General features: G+C 60.0%; 11 protein-coding genes. 1 reads left to right on the top strand and 10 read right to left on the bottom strand.

The window, feature by feature from the left end; translation table 11 throughout:
- Nucleotides 1-121: 121 nt before the first annotated feature.
- The 10 genes from rnr to VFO93_RS07575 form a co-directional block, all read right to left on the bottom strand.
- Nucleotides 122-2,689 carry a ribonuclease R gene (rnr, locus tag VFO93_RS07620; RefSeq protein ID WP_325133758.1) on the bottom strand — a complete coding sequence of 856 codons (2,568 nt, stop codon included), beginning with the start codon at nt 2,687-2,689 and terminating at the stop codon, nt 122-124.
- Nucleotides 2,690-2,966: 277 nt separating this feature from the next.
- The gene (locus tag VFO93_RS07615; protein ID WP_325133757.1) at nt 2,967-3,623 is read right to left on the bottom strand and encodes a hypothetical protein; all 657 of its coding nucleotides are present in this window, start codon (nt 3,621-3,623) and stop codon (nt 2,967-2,969) included.
- Nucleotides 3,624-3,740: 117 nt separating this feature from the next.
- Nucleotides 3,741-5,543, bottom strand: a complete 1,803-nt coding sequence (locus VFO93_RS07610) for an ABC transporter ATP-binding protein (protein ID WP_325133756.1) — start codon at nt 5,541-5,543, stop codon at nt 3,741-3,743.
- A gap of 45 nt (nt 5,544-5,588) precedes the next feature.
- Complete coding sequence (locus VFO93_RS07605) at nt 5,589-6,212, bottom strand: lipoprotein signal peptidase (protein WP_325133755.1); 624 nt, start codon at nt 6,210-6,212, stop codon at nt 5,589-5,591.
- Nucleotides 6,213-6,471: 259 nt separating this feature from the next.
- On the bottom strand, nt 6,472-7,065 hold the full coding sequence (locus VFO93_RS07600; protein WP_325133754.1) for a lipoprotein signal peptidase: 594 nt from the start codon (nt 7,063-7,065) through the stop codon (nt 6,472-6,474).
- A 207-nt stretch (nt 7,066-7,272) separates the two neighbouring features.
- Nucleotides 7,273-10,722: an isoleucine--tRNA ligase gene (ileS, locus tag VFO93_RS07595; RefSeq protein ID WP_325133753.1), complete on the bottom strand. Its 3,450-nt coding sequence runs from the start codon at nt 10,720-10,722 to the stop codon at nt 7,273-7,275.
- Nucleotides 10,723-10,920: 198 nt separating this feature from the next.
- The gene (locus VFO93_RS07590) at nt 10,921-13,359 is read right to left on the bottom strand and encodes an efflux RND transporter permease subunit (protein WP_325133752.1); all 2,439 of its coding nucleotides are present in this window, start codon (nt 13,357-13,359) and stop codon (nt 10,921-10,923) included.
- 48 nt (nt 13,360-13,407) lie between these two features.
- On the bottom strand, nt 13,408-13,758 hold the full coding sequence (locus tag VFO93_RS07585; protein ID WP_325133751.1) for a helix-turn-helix domain-containing protein: 351 nt from the start codon (nt 13,756-13,758) through the stop codon (nt 13,408-13,410).
- 11 nt (nt 13,759-13,769) lie between these two features.
- Entirely contained in the window at nt 13,770-14,066 is a 297-nt protein-coding gene (locus tag VFO93_RS07580) for a type II toxin-antitoxin system HigB family toxin (protein WP_325133750.1), read from the bottom strand.
- A gap of 54 nt (nt 14,067-14,120) precedes the next feature.
- Entirely contained in the window at nt 14,121-15,641 is a 1,521-nt protein-coding gene (locus tag VFO93_RS07575; protein ID WP_325133749.1) for a glycine--tRNA ligase, read from the bottom strand.
- A gap of 395 nt (nt 15,642-16,036) precedes the next feature.
- Between VFO93_RS07575 and VFO93_RS07570 the strand changes: the two genes are divergently transcribed.
- Nucleotides 16,037-17,440: an inorganic phosphate transporter gene (locus tag VFO93_RS07570; protein ID WP_325133748.1), complete on the top strand. Its 1,404-nt coding sequence runs from the start codon at nt 16,037-16,039 to the stop codon at nt 17,438-17,440.
- Nucleotides 17,441-17,609 lie beyond the last annotated feature (169 nt).

Raw genomic sequence — 17,609 nt, 5'->3', positions numbered from 1 at the left:
GTTCAAAAAGAGAAGGGCTTGCAGCGTTGCTACAAGCCCTTCTCTGCTCCTCTAAAGTTGGCGTTAGGCTCCCCCTCTTTTTTGGAGAGGGGGTTGGGGGTAAGGTTCCCCGGCGGCGGCGCTACCGCCGCCGCTTGCCGCCCTTGTCACCCCGGCCGCCACTGCTACCAGAGCCGCCGCGCGAGCTACCACCTTTGCCGCTGCTCTTGCCGTTTTTGTCGCCGCGGTAGCCACCGCCGCGGCTGGCACGGCCGGCTTCGCGCTCGGCGCGCTCGCGCTGCTTGATGTGCTCGGGGCGGTCGTCAACCAGCTCCATGTCGATGGTGCGGTCGAGCAGGTTAGCCGAGGTCACTACTACTTGCAACTCGTCGCCGAACTGAATGATGCGCTTCGAGCCGCGCCCTACCAGGCGGTAGTTGTCCTTGTCGAGCTCCCAGGTGTCGCCGGGAATGTCGGAAATCCGCACCATGCCCTCGCACTTGTTGGCCTCAATTTCGACGTAGATGCCGCGCTCGGTGAGGCCCGATACCACCCCCGTAAACTGCTCGCCGATGTGCGCGCCGATGTACTCGACCTGCTTGTATTTGATGCTGGCGCGCTCGGCATTGGCGGCCAGTTTCTCGCGGGCCGACGAGTGCTTGCACTCCTCCTCTACCGCTTCGGAAGGCACGTTCTTGCCGCCGTTGAGGTAGTGCTCCAGCAGGCGGTGGGCCATCATGTCGGGGTAGCGGCGGATGGGCGAGGTGAAGTGCGAGTAGTGCGCGAAGGCCAGCCCGAAGTGCCCGAGCGGCTCGGTGGTATAAATGGCCTTCGACATCGACCGGATGGCCAGGCCCTGAATCACGTTTTGCTCGGGCCGGCCCACCACGTCTTCGCTGAGCTTGTTGAGCTCGGTGCTGACTTTTTTGGGATTGGCCAAGTTCAGCTTGTGGCCGAACTTCTGGGCAAACAGCGCGAAGTTTTCGAGGCGGTCGGGGTCAGGCGCATCGTGGGTGCGGTACACCATCGTGAGGCGCGGCTTGGTTTTGCGCTTGTTGAAGACGTACTCGGCTACGCCCTTGTTGGCTTGCAGCATAAACTCCTCGATGAGCTTGTGCGCGTCCTTGCGCTCCTTCACGTACACGCCGAGCGGCTTGCCGTCCTCGCCCAGCTTGAACTTCACCTCCTGCGTTTCGAACGAAATCGCGCCCTTCTTGAAGCGCGCCGCCGACAGCTGCTTGGCCAGCCGGTTGAGCAGGTTCACCTCTTCGGCCAGGTCGCCCTCGCCGGTTTCGATGCGCTCCTGCGCGTCCTCGTAGCTAAAGCGGCGGTCGGAGTGAATGATGGTTTTGCCAAACCACGACTCGTGAATTTTGCCCTTCTCATCGATTTCAAACACCGCCGAGAAGGTCAGCTTGTCCTCATTGGGCCGCAGCGAGCAGAGGCCGTTGGAGAGGTTTTCGGGCAGCATCGGAATCACCCGGTCTACCAAGTACACCGAGGTAGCACGGTGCTTGCCCTCGCGCTCCAGCTCAGTACCGATGCGCACGTAGTGGGTCACGTCGGCGATGTGCACGCCCACTTCGTAGTGCCCGTTCTCCAGCGTCCGCAGGCTGAGCGCGTCGTCAAAATCCTTGGCGTCGGCCGGGTCGATGGTGAAGGTGAGCACGTCGCGGAAGTCGCGGCGCTTGGCAATTTCCTCTTTGGAGATGGTAGTCGGGATGGCCTCAGCCTCCTCCTCCACCGCGCTCGGAAACTCGAACGGCAACCCGAACTCGGCCATAATGGCGTTTATCTCAGCCTCGTTTTCGCCGGCCGCGCCGAAGTTGCGCACGATGGTGCCGACTGGGTTGCGGCCCTGCCCCTCGTGGTCAGGAAACTCGCTGATGCGCACCAGCACCTTGTCGCCGTTGCGCGAATCGGCCAGCCCCTCGGGCGTCACCATCACGTCGAAATACGACTTGCGGTTGTCGGGCTTCACGAAGCCGATGGAGCCGTGCAGCTGCAAGCGGCCCACCACTTCCACGCGCTGCCGCTTCAGCACTTCCACCACGTCGCCAGTCAGGCGCCCATCGCGGATGCCGCGCAGGTGCACTCGCACCAGGTCGCCATCAAGGGCGTAGCGCAGCTGGTCGGTGAAGACGCGAATGTCGTCGCCCTCGCCATCCTCGCGCACCACGAAGGCAAAGCGCGGCGTGGCCAGCGACACCGTGCCAATGACGGTATTGCTATCGCGGCGGGGCCGGTCGGGGCCGTCGCCCACGTGGTCGAAGCCCGCCGAGCGGCGGCGGTGAATAATGGGGTCCTGGCCAAATTCTTCTTCCGGCAAAATGGCCGGCGCGGCGGCCTGGGTTACCGCTTTTTTGGCGATTTTCCGGCCCTTGGGCGCAGCGGCGGCTACTTGTAGGTCGGTGGGGTTGGCCAGCCGGTAGTCGTCGTTTTGAAGCAGCTCCAGGCGGCCGGCTTCCTTCAGTTCTTTGAGGTGGGCAAACAGTTGCTCGCGCTGCACTTTGGTCGTGATGCCGAGCCGGCGCGAGAGTTGGCGATAGGCCAGCACCTTGCCGGGGTTATCGGCAAACTGCCGGTACACCACGTCCTGCTCGATAGTAGCCGCAGCAGCCGCAATCTTGGAAACAGGAGCGGCCTTGGCGGCGGGGGCTGCCTTCGCGCGAGCGGCGCGGGGGGCAGCGGGGTCTTTTGGGTTTTTCATGAATTGGGTAAAGACGGCCGCCAGACAGCTTGATGTAAGATTGACGAAGGCGGCAAGCGTAACACCAAGCTCCAGCTTGGTGAGAAATTTAGAGTAGATACATCGGGCTGGAGCCCGACGGTGCCCCTTATATCGGAGCAAGGCGCTGCAAAGAAGCGCCCTAAAATTCAACAACACTTTACGACATATCGTTAGCCTCGGCCAATGCTCGCAGCACCCGGCTACCAAATTCGGCCACCGCCCATTCCTTTAGGTCCGACACCTGCCCGTCGCCGACCTATACCAACACCGGCTGGTCAGCCAACGTTTCGGCCACATCGAACGAGTAAAAGAGCCGGGGCCGTAGCGCCACCAATGCCGCTAGCAGCGACTCAGGTAGCAGCGCGCCCCCAGTTCCAAAGGCCTGCCCATACACCACAAAAAAGCGGCGCTCCGAATCAGGTTTCAACTCCACGAAATCGCGCACGAAAAGCGGCGTGCCCACTGGCAGTTCGTGCTGCTGCCAAAAGCCCGCTAGCTGCTGCTGGCTCGTCAGCACCGAATCTTTATCGAACGACTTCACCAAGCCCTTCACGAAATAGCACCGACTAGCGGCGAAGTCCAGCGCAGCCGGCCCCGTCAGAAAGCGGCTTGGGAAGGTGTAATCAGCCACGTTCTCGTACCAGCCAGTAGCGTGGTGAGAAGAAAGATATTCAGCCGGCGATACGGCCAGCGGCAGCAAGCGGGCTAGCTGCTCGTACTCGACGGCGGTCAGCATCCAGCCCCGATACAGCGCCAGCGTTGGCCGGGCCGGAGTCGGAAAACAGACTTTGTCATTATCCATATCGACCAGCCCAGTAGCCAGCCCCTGCGCCCGCGCCCACTCGTACTCCGGCGCCCACATCGGGTCAACGGTGCGCGGTTGGTAGGGCAGGCAGGGGTAGATAAAATACATAGAGTAGGGTTTTGTAAAACGGAGTGGCACTCCGTTTCGCGGGCGGCGAGTTGGTCATACACGAAGCCGATGCCACTTGATGAACTGCCCTCATGCGAAACGAAGTGCTACTCCTTTCTACAGCTGCACCCGCGCCGCGATGCGGGCGGGGTCGTCGCTTGGGATGGCGGCCAGCAGCTGCTGCGTATATGGGTTTTGCGGATGGGCGTAGACCTCGGCCGCCGGACCGCTTTCCACGATGCGGCCCTGGCTCATCACCAGTAGGCGGTCGCTCATGAAGCGGGCCACCGACAAGTCGTGCGTGATGAAGAGGTAGGTAATGCCTAAGTCGCGTTTGAGGTCGTTGAGCAGATTGAGCACCTGCGCCTGCACACTCACATCGAGTGCCGACACCGACTCGTCGCACACGATGAGCTTGGGCCGCAAAGCCAGCGCCCGCGCAATGCAAATGCGCTGGCGCTGCCCGCCGCTGAACTCGTGCGGGTAACGCTGCTCGGCATCCTCACTCAAGCCCACCGTGCGGAGTAGCTCGCGCACCCGCGCCTTTTGCTCGGCCCGCGAGCCGCCTACCCCATGCACCCGCAACGGTTCCAGGATGGCTTCGCCCACGGTGAGCATCGGGTTGAGGGCCGCGTAGGGGTCCTGAAACACCAGTTGAAACTCGCGCCGCCGATGGCGCAATTCGCCGCTGGGCAGCGCCGCGAGGTCCGTGCCTTCAAATAGGATGCGGCCGGCCGTTGGTTCCGTGAGGCGGAGCAGGGTGCGGCCGAGCGTAGTCTTGCCGCAGCCCGACTCGCCCACGAGGCCCACCGTTTCGCCGGGGTAGATGGTGAAGCTGACCTCATCGACCGCCTTCACGAAGTCGGTGGTGCGCGCAAAAAATCCTTTGCGAATGGGGAAGTATACGCGCAGGTTTTCGACTTGCAGCAACGGTTGAACTGCCGTGGAACGTAAATTTTGTTCCACGGGGAACGTTTTGGAAGTATCAGAATTAGTCCGTAACTGCGTGGGCGAGGGTTGAAGCGGCTCCTCCCCTCCCCCACCGGCCCGCGCCACCAGATTTCCGGCTGCATCGGTCGCCATAAAATCGGCCACCACCGGCAGCCGCGCCTTGCCGATGGATAGGTGCGGCCGGCAAGCCAGTAGCCCCTTGGTGTAGGGGTGCTGCGGATTAGTGAAGATGTCGAGCACCGTACCTTGCTCCACCACCCGGCCGCGGTACATTACTAGGATGCGGTCGGCAATCTCGGCCACCACGCCGAGGTCGTGCGTGATGAAGAGCACGGCCGTGTTGTGCTCGCGCCGCAGGTCGCGGATGAGCTGCAAGATGCGCGCCTGCACCGTCACGTCGAGCGCCGTGGTAGGCTCGTCGGCGATGAGTAGGGCCGGGCGGCAGGCCATGGCCATCGCTATCATCACGCGTTGCTTTTGGCCGCCGCTGATTTCGTGCGGGTAGCTCTTGAAGATTTGCGTCGGGCGCGGCAGCTGCGCTTCGGTGAATAGCTCGATGGTGCGTGCTTCGGCCGCCTGCTTGCTCAGCGAAGTATGCAATAATAGCGCTTCTACTACCTGGTAGCCGCATGTCAGCACCGGGTTCAGCGAGGTCATCGGCTCCTGAAAAATCATGCTGATGTCGTTGCCCCGCACCTGCTGCAATTCTTTTTCGGAGAGCTTCAGCAAATCGACCTCGCCCAGCTTCTCCGACGCGAAGCGGGCCACGCCGCTCTCGAGGTGGGCGGCGGGCTTGGCCAGCAGCCCCAATAGTGCCAGCGAAGTCACCGACTTGCCCGAGCCCGACTCGCCCACAATGGCCACCACCTCGCCCCTGCTCACCTCCAGCGACACGCCCGCCACGGCCCGCGTGTGCCCGCGCTGCGAGTGAAAGTCGATGGTCAGGTCTTGAACAGAAAGTAAGGGCATGGGGCAAAAAGAAGCGGCGCGGGAATCTCCCGCGCCGCAAGTTTACTAGGCAAGCTCTGAAGCCGGCGGGCCGGTGGGCTTGAAGAAGCGGCCTTGCAGCAGCAGTATCAGCGCCACGCCCACGAAAATAGACGAATCGGCGATGTTAAAAATCGGCCACAGCGACACGTATTTGCCGCCCACCAGCGGCCAGGCGGCGGGCACGAAGCCCTCGTAGATATCCACGTAAATCATGTCAATCACCTGCCCAAAAAACCACTTGCTGGGCGAGCCCGCCGGCGCATTACCGTACACCACGCCGTAGCAGATAGAATCAATCAAATTGCCCACCGCACCGCCCAAAATGAGCGCCATGCAGGCAATAAAGCCCCGGTGCGCCCGGCTGCGCCACAAATGCACGATGTAGTAGCCGAGCCCACCCACAGCCAGCAGCCGGAAGCCCGTGAGTAGCAGCTTGCCATAGGGCGGCGGCAGCTCCACCCCGAAAGCCATGCCGGGGTTGAGCGTGTAGTGGAGTTTCAGCCAGTGCCCGACTAGTGGTATTTCGCCTGGCATTCCTGGCGTCATGTGCGTATGCACCAGATATTTAGAAAGCTGGTCGATAGCTATTACCAACAGCGCCAGCAGGAAGTAGGGTAGCACGCTGCTTTGGCGCGCCAAGGGGCGCACTAGTGGCTCGGGAGTAGCTAATGGTGAACTGATTGACACGGATGATTACTTAGTTGCTAGTTGACTACCTAAGAGCTAGTTAGGCTTTAAGCGAGAGCGGATGTAGAGACGCATCTTTGCGTCTCGTCGTTGCTAGGCTCGCCGGACGAGAGACGCAAAGATGCGTCTCTACACCCGCCTACAAATGATAGAGGGCGATTGTCATTAGGAGCTAACTCCCAATGACAATCGCCCTCTGAATATCAACTAGTAGACAACCTCAACGCAACGAATCCGTCGGCTCAGTATCCGCTTCCCGAGGCGTCTCCTGCTCTTTGAAGAAGCGGCCTTGCAATAGTAGAATCAACGCTACGCCGATGAAAATAGACGAATCGGCAATGTTGAAAATCGGGAAGCCGTTCGTGTACTGCCCGCCCACCACGGGCACCCAGCTGGGGTAAACGCCCTGGTAGATAGGCACGTTTATCATATCAATCACTTGGCCATAAAGCCATTGCGACGGTGAGCCGGCCGGCGCGTTGTGGTATAGCACGCCGTAGAAAATGGAGTCGATGAGGTTGCCCACCGCGCCGCCCAAAATGAGCGCCATGCAGGCGATAAAGCCCTTAGGCGCGCGGGTGCGCCACAAATGCACGATGTAGTAGCTGAGCCCACCCACAGCCAGCAGCCGGAAGCCCGTGAGCAGCAGCTTGCCATACGGCGGCGGTAGCTCCACCCCGAAGGCCATGCCGGGGTTGGTAGTATACAGCAGCTTGAGCGCGTTGCCGATGAGCGGTATCTCCTCCCCTATCCGCATGTGCGTGTGCACTAGGTATTTGGAGAGTTGGTCGAGGCCGATAACGAACAGCGCCAACAGGAAAAAAGGTACTACGCTTCCCCGCCGCGGCGAAGCATAAGTGGAAGCATGGGATTGCGCTGTCTGCACTGATGAAACTGGAATTACCTTGTACTGTTTTATACCGAATTATCAGGCTTCAGGACCAATTTAAAACGGCGGGAGGCAAGCTTTGTGCGAAAGAAAACCCGCCCGCTGTTCAGGCAGCGGACGGGTCGCTCAGCATCAGGCAGTTACTACGTCTACTTTGGCGGGCACCGAGAAGTCGTCAAACTCCAGCACCGCGCCGCCGGCTACTTCGGGCACAAAGTCGAGGCGCAGGGCCTGCACTTCCTCGCGGATGTAGTCGCCGAAGGCGGCCACAGCGGCTTGCAGCTCGGCGGGCGCGCTACTGGCCAGGGTCACCTGGATGCGGTCCTGTACTTCGAGGCCCGAGTCTTTGCGCAGGTTCTGGAGGCGATTGACGAGCTCGCGGGCCAGGCCTTCCTGGCGTAGCTCTTCGGTGAGCGTCACGTCGAGGGCCACGGTGAGCGGGCCGTCGGTGGCGACCAGCCAGCCGGGCAGGTCCTGGGTGCGGATTTCGACCTCATCGAGGTGCAGCGTGAGGGCTTCGCCCTCTACTTCCACGGCCAGCTCGCCTTGCTTTTCCAGCTGGCTCAGCTCGTCGCTGGTCAGCGTTTGGATGCGAGCCCCTACGGCCTTCAAACGCGGGCCGTACACCTGCCCCAAGCGCTTGAAATTGGGCTTCACCGACTTTACCAACACGCCGCTCGTATCGTCCAAAAACTCCACGTGCTTCACATTGACCTCAGCGCAAATCAGGTCTTCCACTAAGCCAACTTGCTCCTTGGTAGAGCCGTTGAGCACCGGCACCAGGATACGCTGCAACGGCTGGCGCACCTTCAGCACCGACTTCTTGCGCAGCGAGTGCGTGAGCGAACTGATGCGCTGGGCCAGCTCCATGCGCTCTTCCAAGGCCTTGTCGATGAGCGAGGTATCGGCCTCAGCCAGGTAGGTCAGGTGGACCGACTCGGGGTGAGTTTTGGATTCTGAGTTTTGAGTTTTGAGTTGTTGTGCTTCACTCTTAACTCCTAACTCAGAACTCAAAACTCCTGTGAGGTTGCCGTAGAGCCAGTCGGCGAAGAAGGGCGCGATGGGCGCCATGAGCTGCGCCACGGTGCTAAGGCACTCGTGCAGCGTCTCGTAAGCAGCTTGTTTGTCGGTAGTTAGCTCGCCTTTCCAGAAGCGGCGGCGCGAGAGGCGCACGTACCAGTTGGAGAGCTGGTCGGTCACGAAATCCTGCACGGCGCGGGCGGCTTTCGTGGGGTCGTAGCTGTCGAAATGGCCACGCACTTCGGCCAGCAGGCTCTGCAATTTGCTCAGAATCCAGCGGTCGAGCTCGGTGCGCTCGGCCACCGGCACGCTGGGCGTGCTGCCTTGCTGGAAGCCATCGAGGTTGGCGTAGAGCGCGAAGAACGAGTACGTGTTGTACAGCGTGCCGAAGAACTTGCGCTGCGCCTCCACGATGCCGGCCTGGTCGAACTTGAGGTTGTCCCAGGGCGAGGAATTAGCAATCATGTACCAGCGCGTGGCATCGGGGCCATACTTGGCAATCGTGTCAAACGGGTCCACGGCGTTGCCGAGGCGCTTGCTCATCTTGTTGCCGTTTTTGTCGAGCACCAAGCCATTGGCAATCACGTTTTTGAAAGCCACCGAGTCTTCCAGCATCACGGCCAGGGCGTGCAGGGTGAAAAACCAGCCGCGCGTCTGGTCTACGCCTTCGGCGATGAAATCGGCGGGAAAGTTCTTGGCAAAAACCTCTTGGTTCTCAAACGGATAATGCCACTGCGCATACGGCACCGCGCCCGAGTCAAACCACACATCGATGAGGTCGGGCTCGCGGTACATGGGCTGGCCGCTGGGCGAAACGAGGAAAATATCATCGACATACGGTCGGTGCAGGTCGATTTTTTCGCCGTTGGCGTATGGGTTGTGAGTCATGACTTCGGCCGCTACGGCCTTATCAATCTCCGTTTTCAGCTCCGCAATCGAGCCGATGCAGATTTCCTCGGTGCGGTCCTGAGTGCGCCAGATGGGCAGCGGCGTGCCCCAGTAGCGCGAGCGGCTGAGGTTCCAGTCCACCAGGTTTTCGAGCCAGTTGCCGAAGCGGCCGGTGCCGGTACTTTCGGGCTTCCAGTTGATGGTTTTGTTGAGCTCAATGAGCCGGTCTTTCACCGCCGTGGTCTTGATAAACCACGAGTCGAGCGGGTAGTAGAGCACCGGCTTGTCGGTGCGCCAGCAGTGCGGGTAGGTGTGCTCGTACTTCTCGGTTTTGAAGGCCGTGCCGTTGGTCCGCATCCGGATGGCGATGCTCTCGTCCAGCGTTTTATAGTCAGCGCCGCTCTGGTCGTGGCCGTCGTAGTTCTTCACCCAACGGCCGCCAAACTCGCCCATCTCGGCCACGTAGCGGCCCGTGCGGTCCACGACAGGCACCTTCTTATTGGGGTCGTCCTTGTCGGGCACTAGCAGCGCGGGGATGCCGTTGAGCTGCGCTACCCGGAAGTCATCCGCGCCAAACGTGGGCGAGATATGCACGATACCCGTGCCGTCCTCCGTCGTCACAAAGTCACCTACGATAACGCGGAATGCGTTTTCCTCGCCTTCGAAGTGCGGAAAGCCAGCTTCTAGGCCAAACAGACGCTCGTAGTGGATGCCGACTAAATCAGCACCCGTAAACTCGGTTTCGATGCGCCACGGCAGCACCTTCTTGTCGCCTTCAGCATAGCCTTCAAAAGGCGCGGCCGCGCCTTTTTCCGAGAAATATTTGCTTACCAACGCCTTTGCCAGCACTACCCGAATGGGCGCGGCGGTGTACGGGTTGAAGGTCGAAATCAGCACGTAGGGGATGTTTTTCCCTACCGCCAGGCCCGTGTTGGCGGGCAGCGTCCACGGCGTGGTTGTCCAGGCCAGGATGTATGTATTTCCTTCGCCACCGCTGGCAAACAGCTTCTCCGACTTCTCGTCGCGCACCACCTTAAACTGCGCCACAATGGTCGTGTCTTTCACGTCCTTGTACGTGCCAGGTTGGTTCAGCTCGTGCGAGCTGAGGCCGGTGCCGGCGGCCGGCGAGTAGGGCTGAATGGTGTAGCCTTTATAGAGAAAACCCTTGTCGTAGAGCTTCTTGAGCAGCGCCCAGCAGCTCTCGATGTACGCGGGCTCGAAGGTGATGTAGGGGTCGTCGAGGTCCACCCAGTAGCCCATTTGCTGGGTCAGCTCGTCCCACTGCGCCTTGAAGCGCATCACGGTTTCGCGGCAGCGCTGGTTGTAGTCTTCCACGCTGATTTTGTGGCCGATATCCTCCTTCGTGATGCCCAGCTCCTTTTCTACTTGCAGCTCGATGGGCAGGCCGTGGGTGTCCCAGCCGCCCTTGCGAGGCACCTGCTTGCCGAGCTGCGTCTGGTAGCGACAGAAGATATCCTTCACCGCCCGCGCCATCACGTGGTGGATGCCGGGCTGGCCGTTGGCCGAGGGCGGGCCCTCGTAAAACACGAACGTGGGCTGGCCCTCGCGGCTGCTCACGCTTTTCTCGAAGATGCCGTTAGCGTCCCAGTAGGCCCGCACGTCGTTGGCGAGCTTGGCGTAGTCGAGCGGCTGCTTGTATTCGGGGTAAGTCATTGTGTTGTTAGCTATTGGCTTTTGGCTGCTAGCTGTTGGCTTTGTGTTCTAGTACTCGCCGCTCGTGAACCTCACCCCCTAGCCCCCTCTCCAAAAAAGAGGGGGAACTAGCTTCTAATTCTAGATTCTAGTTTTAGTCCCCCCTCTTTTTTGGAGAGGGGGCTAGGGGGTGAGGTTCACGAGTGACGAGCAAATTAATTAAGTCGTCTTCGTCGGCTTGGCTTGCTCCACGCTCAGGCGCTGCAAGTTCTGGTCGATATCGTCATCTTCCTCGTGGTAGTTCTCGTCGTAGTGGTGCACAAGGGCCGTTTTGGGCGTGTGCCAGCTACCGCCGCGCTCGAAGGTAACGAGCATCGCGGGCAGGAAGACCAGGTTCGAGAAGTTGGTAATCAGCAGCGACGCGCCCATGAGCACGCCCAGCGCCTTGGTGCCGCCAAACTCGCTGAACCCGTAGATACTGAACCCGATAAACAACACGATGCTAGTGTAAAACATACTCGTGCCCGCCTCGGCCAGCGTGTTGGTAATGGCCTCGCTCACGCTGCGGCCCGCCATCGCCATCTCCTGCCGGAACTTGGCCAACAAGTGAATAGAGTTGTCGCCATCAATGCCCAGGGCAATGACGTAGATGAGCGCCGTGCTAGGCTTCAAAGCAATGCCGAAGTAGCCCATCACCCCCGCCGTCAGGGTTAGGGTCAAGATATTGGGTACCAGCGCGTAGAAGATGGTGCGTACCGAGTGAAATAGCAGTAGCACTACTACCGACACCAGCCCGAACGCCCACATCAGGCTTTCGCCCAGCGTGCCGATTACGTACTCGTTGCCCTTGGTGAAAATGACCGTCGTGCCCGTGCGGCGCACCTCCATGTTAGTGCCGCCGAAGATGCGCTTGATGGCCGGCTCGATGCGTTTATTAACCAGCGTATCGAGCTTGTGCGAGCCAATGTCGGCGATTTTAACGCTGATGCGGGCGCGCTGCTGGGTGCTGTCCACGAAGGTTTTCAGCAACTTGCTGGTCGAGTTCTTACCCTTGCCCTGCGAGTTGGCCAGGTAGCTCAGGATGAAGTTTTTATCGTCGTTATCCGGCAGCTTGTAGAAATCGGGGTTGCCGTTGTAAAACGCCTGCTTGGCCGCCTTCAGGAAGGTAACCATGCTGAGCGGGGTCGATAGCTCAGGCTGCGCTTGCAGGAACTTGTCGAACTGGTCGATTTTCTGCAAGTTGGGCAGCTTCAGCAGGCCCTTGGGCTGCTTGGTATCTACTACAAATTCCAGCGGCATCACGCCCCCAAAACGGGCTTCGAAGAAGCTCAAATCCTCGTTTACCGAGCTCTTCTTAGGCAAGTCATCAACCATGTACGACACGGCCTCAATGCGCGAAATGCCGATAGCCGACAGCCCTACCAGCACCGCCGCCGTGATGTAAATGGTGCGCCGCCGCCGCAACACGATGAAGTCGAGGAAGTGGACGATGCCCACCAGCGGCTTCGAATCGAGGTGCTCCAGCTGCTTTTCGCTCGGCCCCGGCAGGTAGGTAAACACCGCCGGAATCATGATGAAGCTGATGATGAAGGCGATGAAAATGTTAATCGTGGCCACCAGCCCAAACTGATACAGAATGGCGATATCGGTGAAGGTGAACACGAAAAAGCCGATGGCCGTGGTCGTGTTGTTCACCAGCGTGATGAGGCCGATTTTGCGCACCACCCGCGTCATGGCCAGTATCTGGTTGCCTGATTTGCGGTAGTCGAAGTGGTAGCGCGAGAGCAGGTACGTGCAGTTGGGCACGCTGATAACCACCAGGATAGATGGTATCAAGCCCGTGAGCAAGTTTATCTTGAAGCCCAGCAGCACGATGCTGGCCACGCACCATATCATCACGATGATGACGACCAGCAGCGGCACCACCACCGCCGACCACGTGCGGAAAAACACGAACAGAATGGCGGCCATCACCACCACCATCAGCCCGGCGAAGAATTTCATTTCAGCCGATACCTTGCTCGTCATGGTCGAGCGCACGTAGGGCAGGCCCGCGTAGTGCAGCTTGATGCCGGTATCTTTTTCAAACTTCTCGGTGTTAGCCAAGATGTTATCCATCACCGCGCCCCGCTTGTTGGAGTTCAGGAACGTGGGGTCAAGAGTAATGGCCAGCAGCGTGGCCCCGGTGCGCGGCGCTATTACCTGGCCCTTGTAAAACTCAATGCCGTTCACGACCCGCATCAGCGAATCGAGCTGCGCCTGGTTGGTGGGCGGGGTTTTAAATACCGGAGCCGTGGCGAAGCTGTTATTGATGGTATCCTTCTCAATGTTAATGAGTTTAGGAATCCCCAGCACGCCCGTCACGCCCTGCACTTTCACCAGGTCTTCGGCCAGCTGGTCGTACTGCCGAAAGTTTTTCAGCTGGTACACCCCGCTATCCTGCATCCCTACCACCAAAATGTTGCCATCCTCGCCGAAGGTTTTTTTGAACTGCTGGAAGTACACCATGTCCGGGTCCTTCGGGCTCACGACCTGCGCAAAGTCGTAGGTCATCTGCACGTCTTTGGCCACCCAGGCCATGTATACGGTCGAAAGCGCAATCAGTCCCAGCAGCCAGCTGCGGTACTTGATGATAAAGAGGGCGATATGTCCCCACATAAGCGGTTAGGGTAAGGTGCTACGTAACCTGATTTGACTTAAACAGGCCTAGGCAGCCTCCAGAATGAAGTCGCCCGGAATACCCAGCTGGCTATGCAAGCGCTTAGCCAGGTCTAAGTCAATCGGTTGTTGGCCGTTCAGTACGGCGCGTAGGTTTTTCTGGCTGATACCGAGCAGGTCGGCCAGCTGCTGGTCGCTCAATTGGCGCTCCAGGCGTTCGCGCTCCAGGCGAGCAACGAGTGAGTTAGGCGGTAATGGCCGATGGCCATTTTCGTTTTCGTAGGTGTTGACCGCATTACCCAGCGCCGTTATCTCACTCAGATTAGCGGGCTCGTGGTCAAGCAGATACTCTAGGCGGCGCAGCGATTGTTGGTAGTCGGCTTCGGTGTTGAGTTCCATAACAACGCTGGCTAGATGGTGGTGATATCGGCAATACGGTCGTAGTCGGCGTGGGTACCGATGAAGCGCACGTACACTTGGCGCGCCGGGAAGAAAATGCGGACGACCAGCCGGTAGCGGTTGCGGCGCAGGTTAAATACCCAGCGGTCGCCCCCGACATAGTCGGCGGTGCGGTCAAAAGCCCGCACCGCCGCGCCGTTTTCCCAGTCGGCGGCTTCCACCGCGTCAAACCAATCCAGGATATCGGCCGCTACATCGGGATGCAGTAGGCCGAACTCCCGGAGCGCACGCTTCGTCAGTACTTGCATAGTCGAAAGCCAATTAGCTGCGCGCAGAGTTCCGGCCAAGCGTTGTCGCGTAAGCTACAGCTTCTCAAATACCGTTTTGAAGCTCACCTTCTCGCCGATGTAGCCGCGCAGCTCGCTAATCGGCATCCGCACCTGGGCGCGGGTGTCGCGGTCGCGCACGGTCACGGTGTTGTCTTCGAGCGTCTGGCCGTCGACCACGATGCAGAAGGGCGTGCCGATGAGGTCCTGGCGGGTGTAGCGCTTGCCGATGGCGTCCTTGTCCTCAATCACCAAGCGGAAATCGAAGCGCAGGCTGTCGAATATTTCCTGGGCTTTTTCGGGCATGCCGTCCTTGCGCACCAGCGGGAAAATGGCGGCCTTGATGGGCGCCACCGCCGGATGCAGCTTCAGGAAGGTGCGGGTTTTGGTGGTTTGCTCCTCGCCTTCGCCTTCCGTGATGGTTTCTTCCTGGAACGCCTGGCACATGGTGGCCAAAAACAGGCGGTCGGCCCCTACCGAGGTTTCGACCACGTAGGGCACGTAGTTGCCGTAGGGCTTGCCGGTTTCGGGGTTTACGTCGTTGTCGAAGTACTGCTGCTTTTTGCGGCTCAGGTTCTGGTGCTGGGTCAGGTCGAAGTCGGAGCGCGAGTGGATGCCCTCGATTTCCTTGAAGCCGAAGGGAAACTCAAACTCGATGTCCACGGCGGCCTTGGCGTAGTGGGCCAGCTTGTCGTGGTCGTGAAAGCGCAGCTTCTCGGCCGGCAGGCCAATGGCCTCGTGGAAGCGGCGGCGGGCGGCTTTCCAGGTGTCGTACCACTCGCCTTCGGTGCCGGGGCGCACGAAGAACTGCATTTCCATCTGCTCAAACTCGCGCATGCGGAAAATGAACTGCCGGGCCACAATCTCGTTGCGGAACGCCTTGCCAATCTGGGCGATGCCGAACGGGATTTTCATCCGGGCCGACTTCTGCACGTTCAGGAAGTTCACGAAAATACCCTGGGCCGTTTCGGGGCGCAGGTACACGGGCGGCGCATCCGAGTCCACGGCCGAGCCCTGGGTCGAGAACATCAGGTTGAACTGGCGCACGTCGGTCCACTTGGCAGTGCCGGAGATGGGGCAGGTTATTTTCTCATCAATGATGAGCTGCTTCACGCCCGCCAGGTCATTTTCGGTGAGCAACCGGCCGAGCTCGGCCGTCAGGGCCGCGCCGCGGGCCGGGTCGCCGGCGCGCTCGTACTCGGCGGCTTTTTCCTCTACCAGCACGTCGGCACGGTAGCGCTTTTTGCTGTCGAGGTTATCGATGAGCGGGTCGTTGAAGCCCGCTACGTGGCCGCTGGCTTCCCAGGTGCGGGGCTCCATGAAGATGGCCGCGTCGATGCCCACTACGTTGCCGTGCAGCTGGGTCATAGCTTCCCACCACAGCCTTTTCAAATTATTCTTCAGCTCCACGCCGTTGGGGCCGTAGTCGTACACGGCGGCGAGGCCGTCGTAGATTTCCGACGACTGGAACACGAAGCCGTATTCCTTGGCGTGGGCGACAATATCTTTTAGCTGAGTGTTCTCAGCAGTAGCGGTAGTAGACGCGGGCTTGCTCATAAAGCGCAAAGTTAGACCGCAGATTCAAACGGATTTTCAGGATTTAACGGATACGCCTGCTGCGCAGGCTGGCTACTTGGGCGCAGGGTGGCCTGCGGCCTACCTTTTATTGGAGTAGGTAAAGGCACTTTTACGCCGCACGGCGGTAGCCGATTGAACAAGCCCGAAAAGCCGGCATAGCTGCCATGGGTACATAAGTACTAAGTAACCGGGAGGCCAGCCAAAGAGAGCCGGCGCAGCTGCTCCTGCGCCCAAGTAGCCAGCCTGCGCAGCAGGCGTACCCGTTAAATCCTAAAAATCCGTTTGAATCTGCGGTAATGATTAGGTAACATGCCGGTAGGTGAAGGCCCTGTTAATTTTGTGAGCCGGTTTTCCCCACATTCGGCATTTATTTTATGTTCGGACTCGAACCCCATGTTTTGCTGCTGCTCGGCATTTGTCTGTTTGCAGCGTGCGCCTTCGAATTTGTGAACGGGTTTCACGACACGGCCAACGCCGTGGCCACCGTTATCTACACCAACACGCTCCGGCCCTGGGTGGCCGTCGTGTGGTCGGCCTTCTGGAACTTCATCGGCGTATTTGCCGGCGGCATTGGCGTGGCGATGGGCATCGTGTACCTGCTGCCCGTCGAAAGCCTGATTGACCAGAACGTGTACCACGGCATTTCTATGGTGGGCGCGCTCATCGTGGCGGCCATTATCTGGAACGTCGGCACCTGGTACTACGGCATTCCCTCGTCGTCGTCGCACGCGCTCATCGGCTCCATTCTGGGCGTGGGCATCGCGTTTTCGCTGCTGCCCGGCGGCAAGGGCGCGGCCGTGAACTGGAGCAAAGCCGGCGAAAGCGGCCTGGCCCTGATACTAGGCCCGCTGCTGGGTTTCACGCTCACCATCATCATGATGTTTTTGCTGAAGCGCTTTTCGCCGAGCAAGGCCATCTTTAAGGAGCCGCACAAGCGCAAGCCCCCGCCCCTCTTCATCCGCCTCACGCTCATCGCTACCTGCACGCTGGTGAGCTTCTTCCACGGCTCCAACGACGGTCAGAAGGGCGTGGGCCTCATCATGCTGATTCTCATTGGCATCGTGCCCGTGCACTTTGCCCTCGACAGCACCAAGAACCCCCTTGACCTGCGCGATTCGCTGGCTAAGGTAGAGTACGTGATGGGCCGCGTAAATAAAGCCGAGCTCAGCGCCGCCGACCAGAAGCTGTATAGTGAGATGCAGGCCCAAACCATTGACCTCGACCGCGTATTCACCGGCAAAACCAAGGTAGAAGAGCTGCCCGAGCAAGCCCGCTTCGAAATTCGCCGCGATATCCTACTACTGGCCAACCGGGGCAAAAAGCTGCTCGGCTCGCCCAGCCTCAGCCTCAGCACCGCCGACCGCGAAACCTACACCAAGTCTATCGACCAGATGAAGACCTTCACCGACTACGCGCCCTGGCCGGTGCTGCTCATGGTGTCGCTGTCGCTGGCCATCGGCACCATGGTGGGCTGGCAGCGCATCGTGAAAACCATTGGCGAGCGCATCGGCAAAGAACACCTCACCTACGCGCAGGGCGCCAGCTCCGAGCTGGTAGCGGCCCTCATGATTGGGGCCAGCACGCAGCTTAGCCTACCCTCGTCTACCACGCACGTGCTGTCGTCGGCCATCGCGGGCAGCATGGTCGCCAACCGCGGCATCAAAAACCTAAACCCCCAAATGGTGCGCAGCATCGCCCTGGCTTGGGTACTCACGCTGCCCGTCACGATGGTGCTGGCCGGCGGGCTGTTTCTGCTGTTCCGCGCCATCAGCGGCTAGCGCAGAAGTGTTTTAGCGCCTGTTTCTATTACCTGGCAGCGCCCGGTTTCTCTTGCAGAAGCCGGGCGCTGCTTTTTTAGGGTGGCGGGGGCGGGCTGCCAGCGTTGAACTGGCTGTCCGCTCGCCAGTATGGCGGCTCGTTGCACAACGAGCGGACAGCCGGCTCAAC

It is taken from the genome of Hymenobacter sp., assembly GCF_035709525.1.
Taxonomy (GTDB): domain Bacteria; phylum Bacteroidota; class Bacteroidia; order Cytophagales; family Hymenobacteraceae; genus Hymenobacter.
This window is presented reverse-complemented; position numbering and strand designations above follow the sequence as displayed.

What these genes read in the sequence shown, in the direction of transcription:
- VFO93_RS07580 (WP_325133750.1), bottom strand. Translation starts at nt 14,066, where the DNA reads ATGCAAGTACTGACGAAGCGTGCGCTCCGGGAGTTCGGCCTACTGCAT.
- ileS (WP_325133753.1), bottom strand. Translation starts at nt 10,722, where the DNA reads ATGACTTACCCCGAATACAAGCAGCCGCTCGACTACGCCAAGCTCGCC.
- VFO93_RS07590 (WP_325133752.1), bottom strand. Translation starts at nt 13,359, where the DNA reads ATGTGGGGACATATCGCCCTCTTTATCATCAAGTACCGCAGCTGGCTG.
- VFO93_RS07575 (WP_325133749.1), bottom strand. Translation starts at nt 15,641, where the DNA reads ATGAGCAAGCCCGCGTCTACTACCGCTACTGCTGAGAACACTCAGCTA.
- VFO93_RS07610 (WP_325133756.1), bottom strand. Translation starts at nt 5,543, where the DNA reads ATGCCCTTACTTTCTGTTCAAGACCTGACCATCGACTTTCACTCGCAG.
- VFO93_RS07615 (WP_325133757.1), bottom strand. Translation starts at nt 3,623, where the DNA reads ATGTATTTTATCTACCCCTGCCTGCCCTACCAACCGCGCACCGTTGAC.
- rnr (WP_325133758.1), bottom strand. Translation starts at nt 2,689, where the DNA reads ATGAAAAACCCAAAAGACCCCGCTGCCCCCCGCGCCGCTCGCGCGAAG.
- VFO93_RS07570 (WP_325133748.1), top strand. Translation starts at nt 16,037, where the DNA reads ATGTTCGGACTCGAACCCCATGTTTTGCTGCTGCTCGGCATTTGTCTG.
- VFO93_RS07585 (WP_325133751.1), bottom strand. Translation starts at nt 13,758, where the DNA reads ATGGAACTCAACACCGAAGCCGACTACCAACAATCGCTGCGCCGCCTA.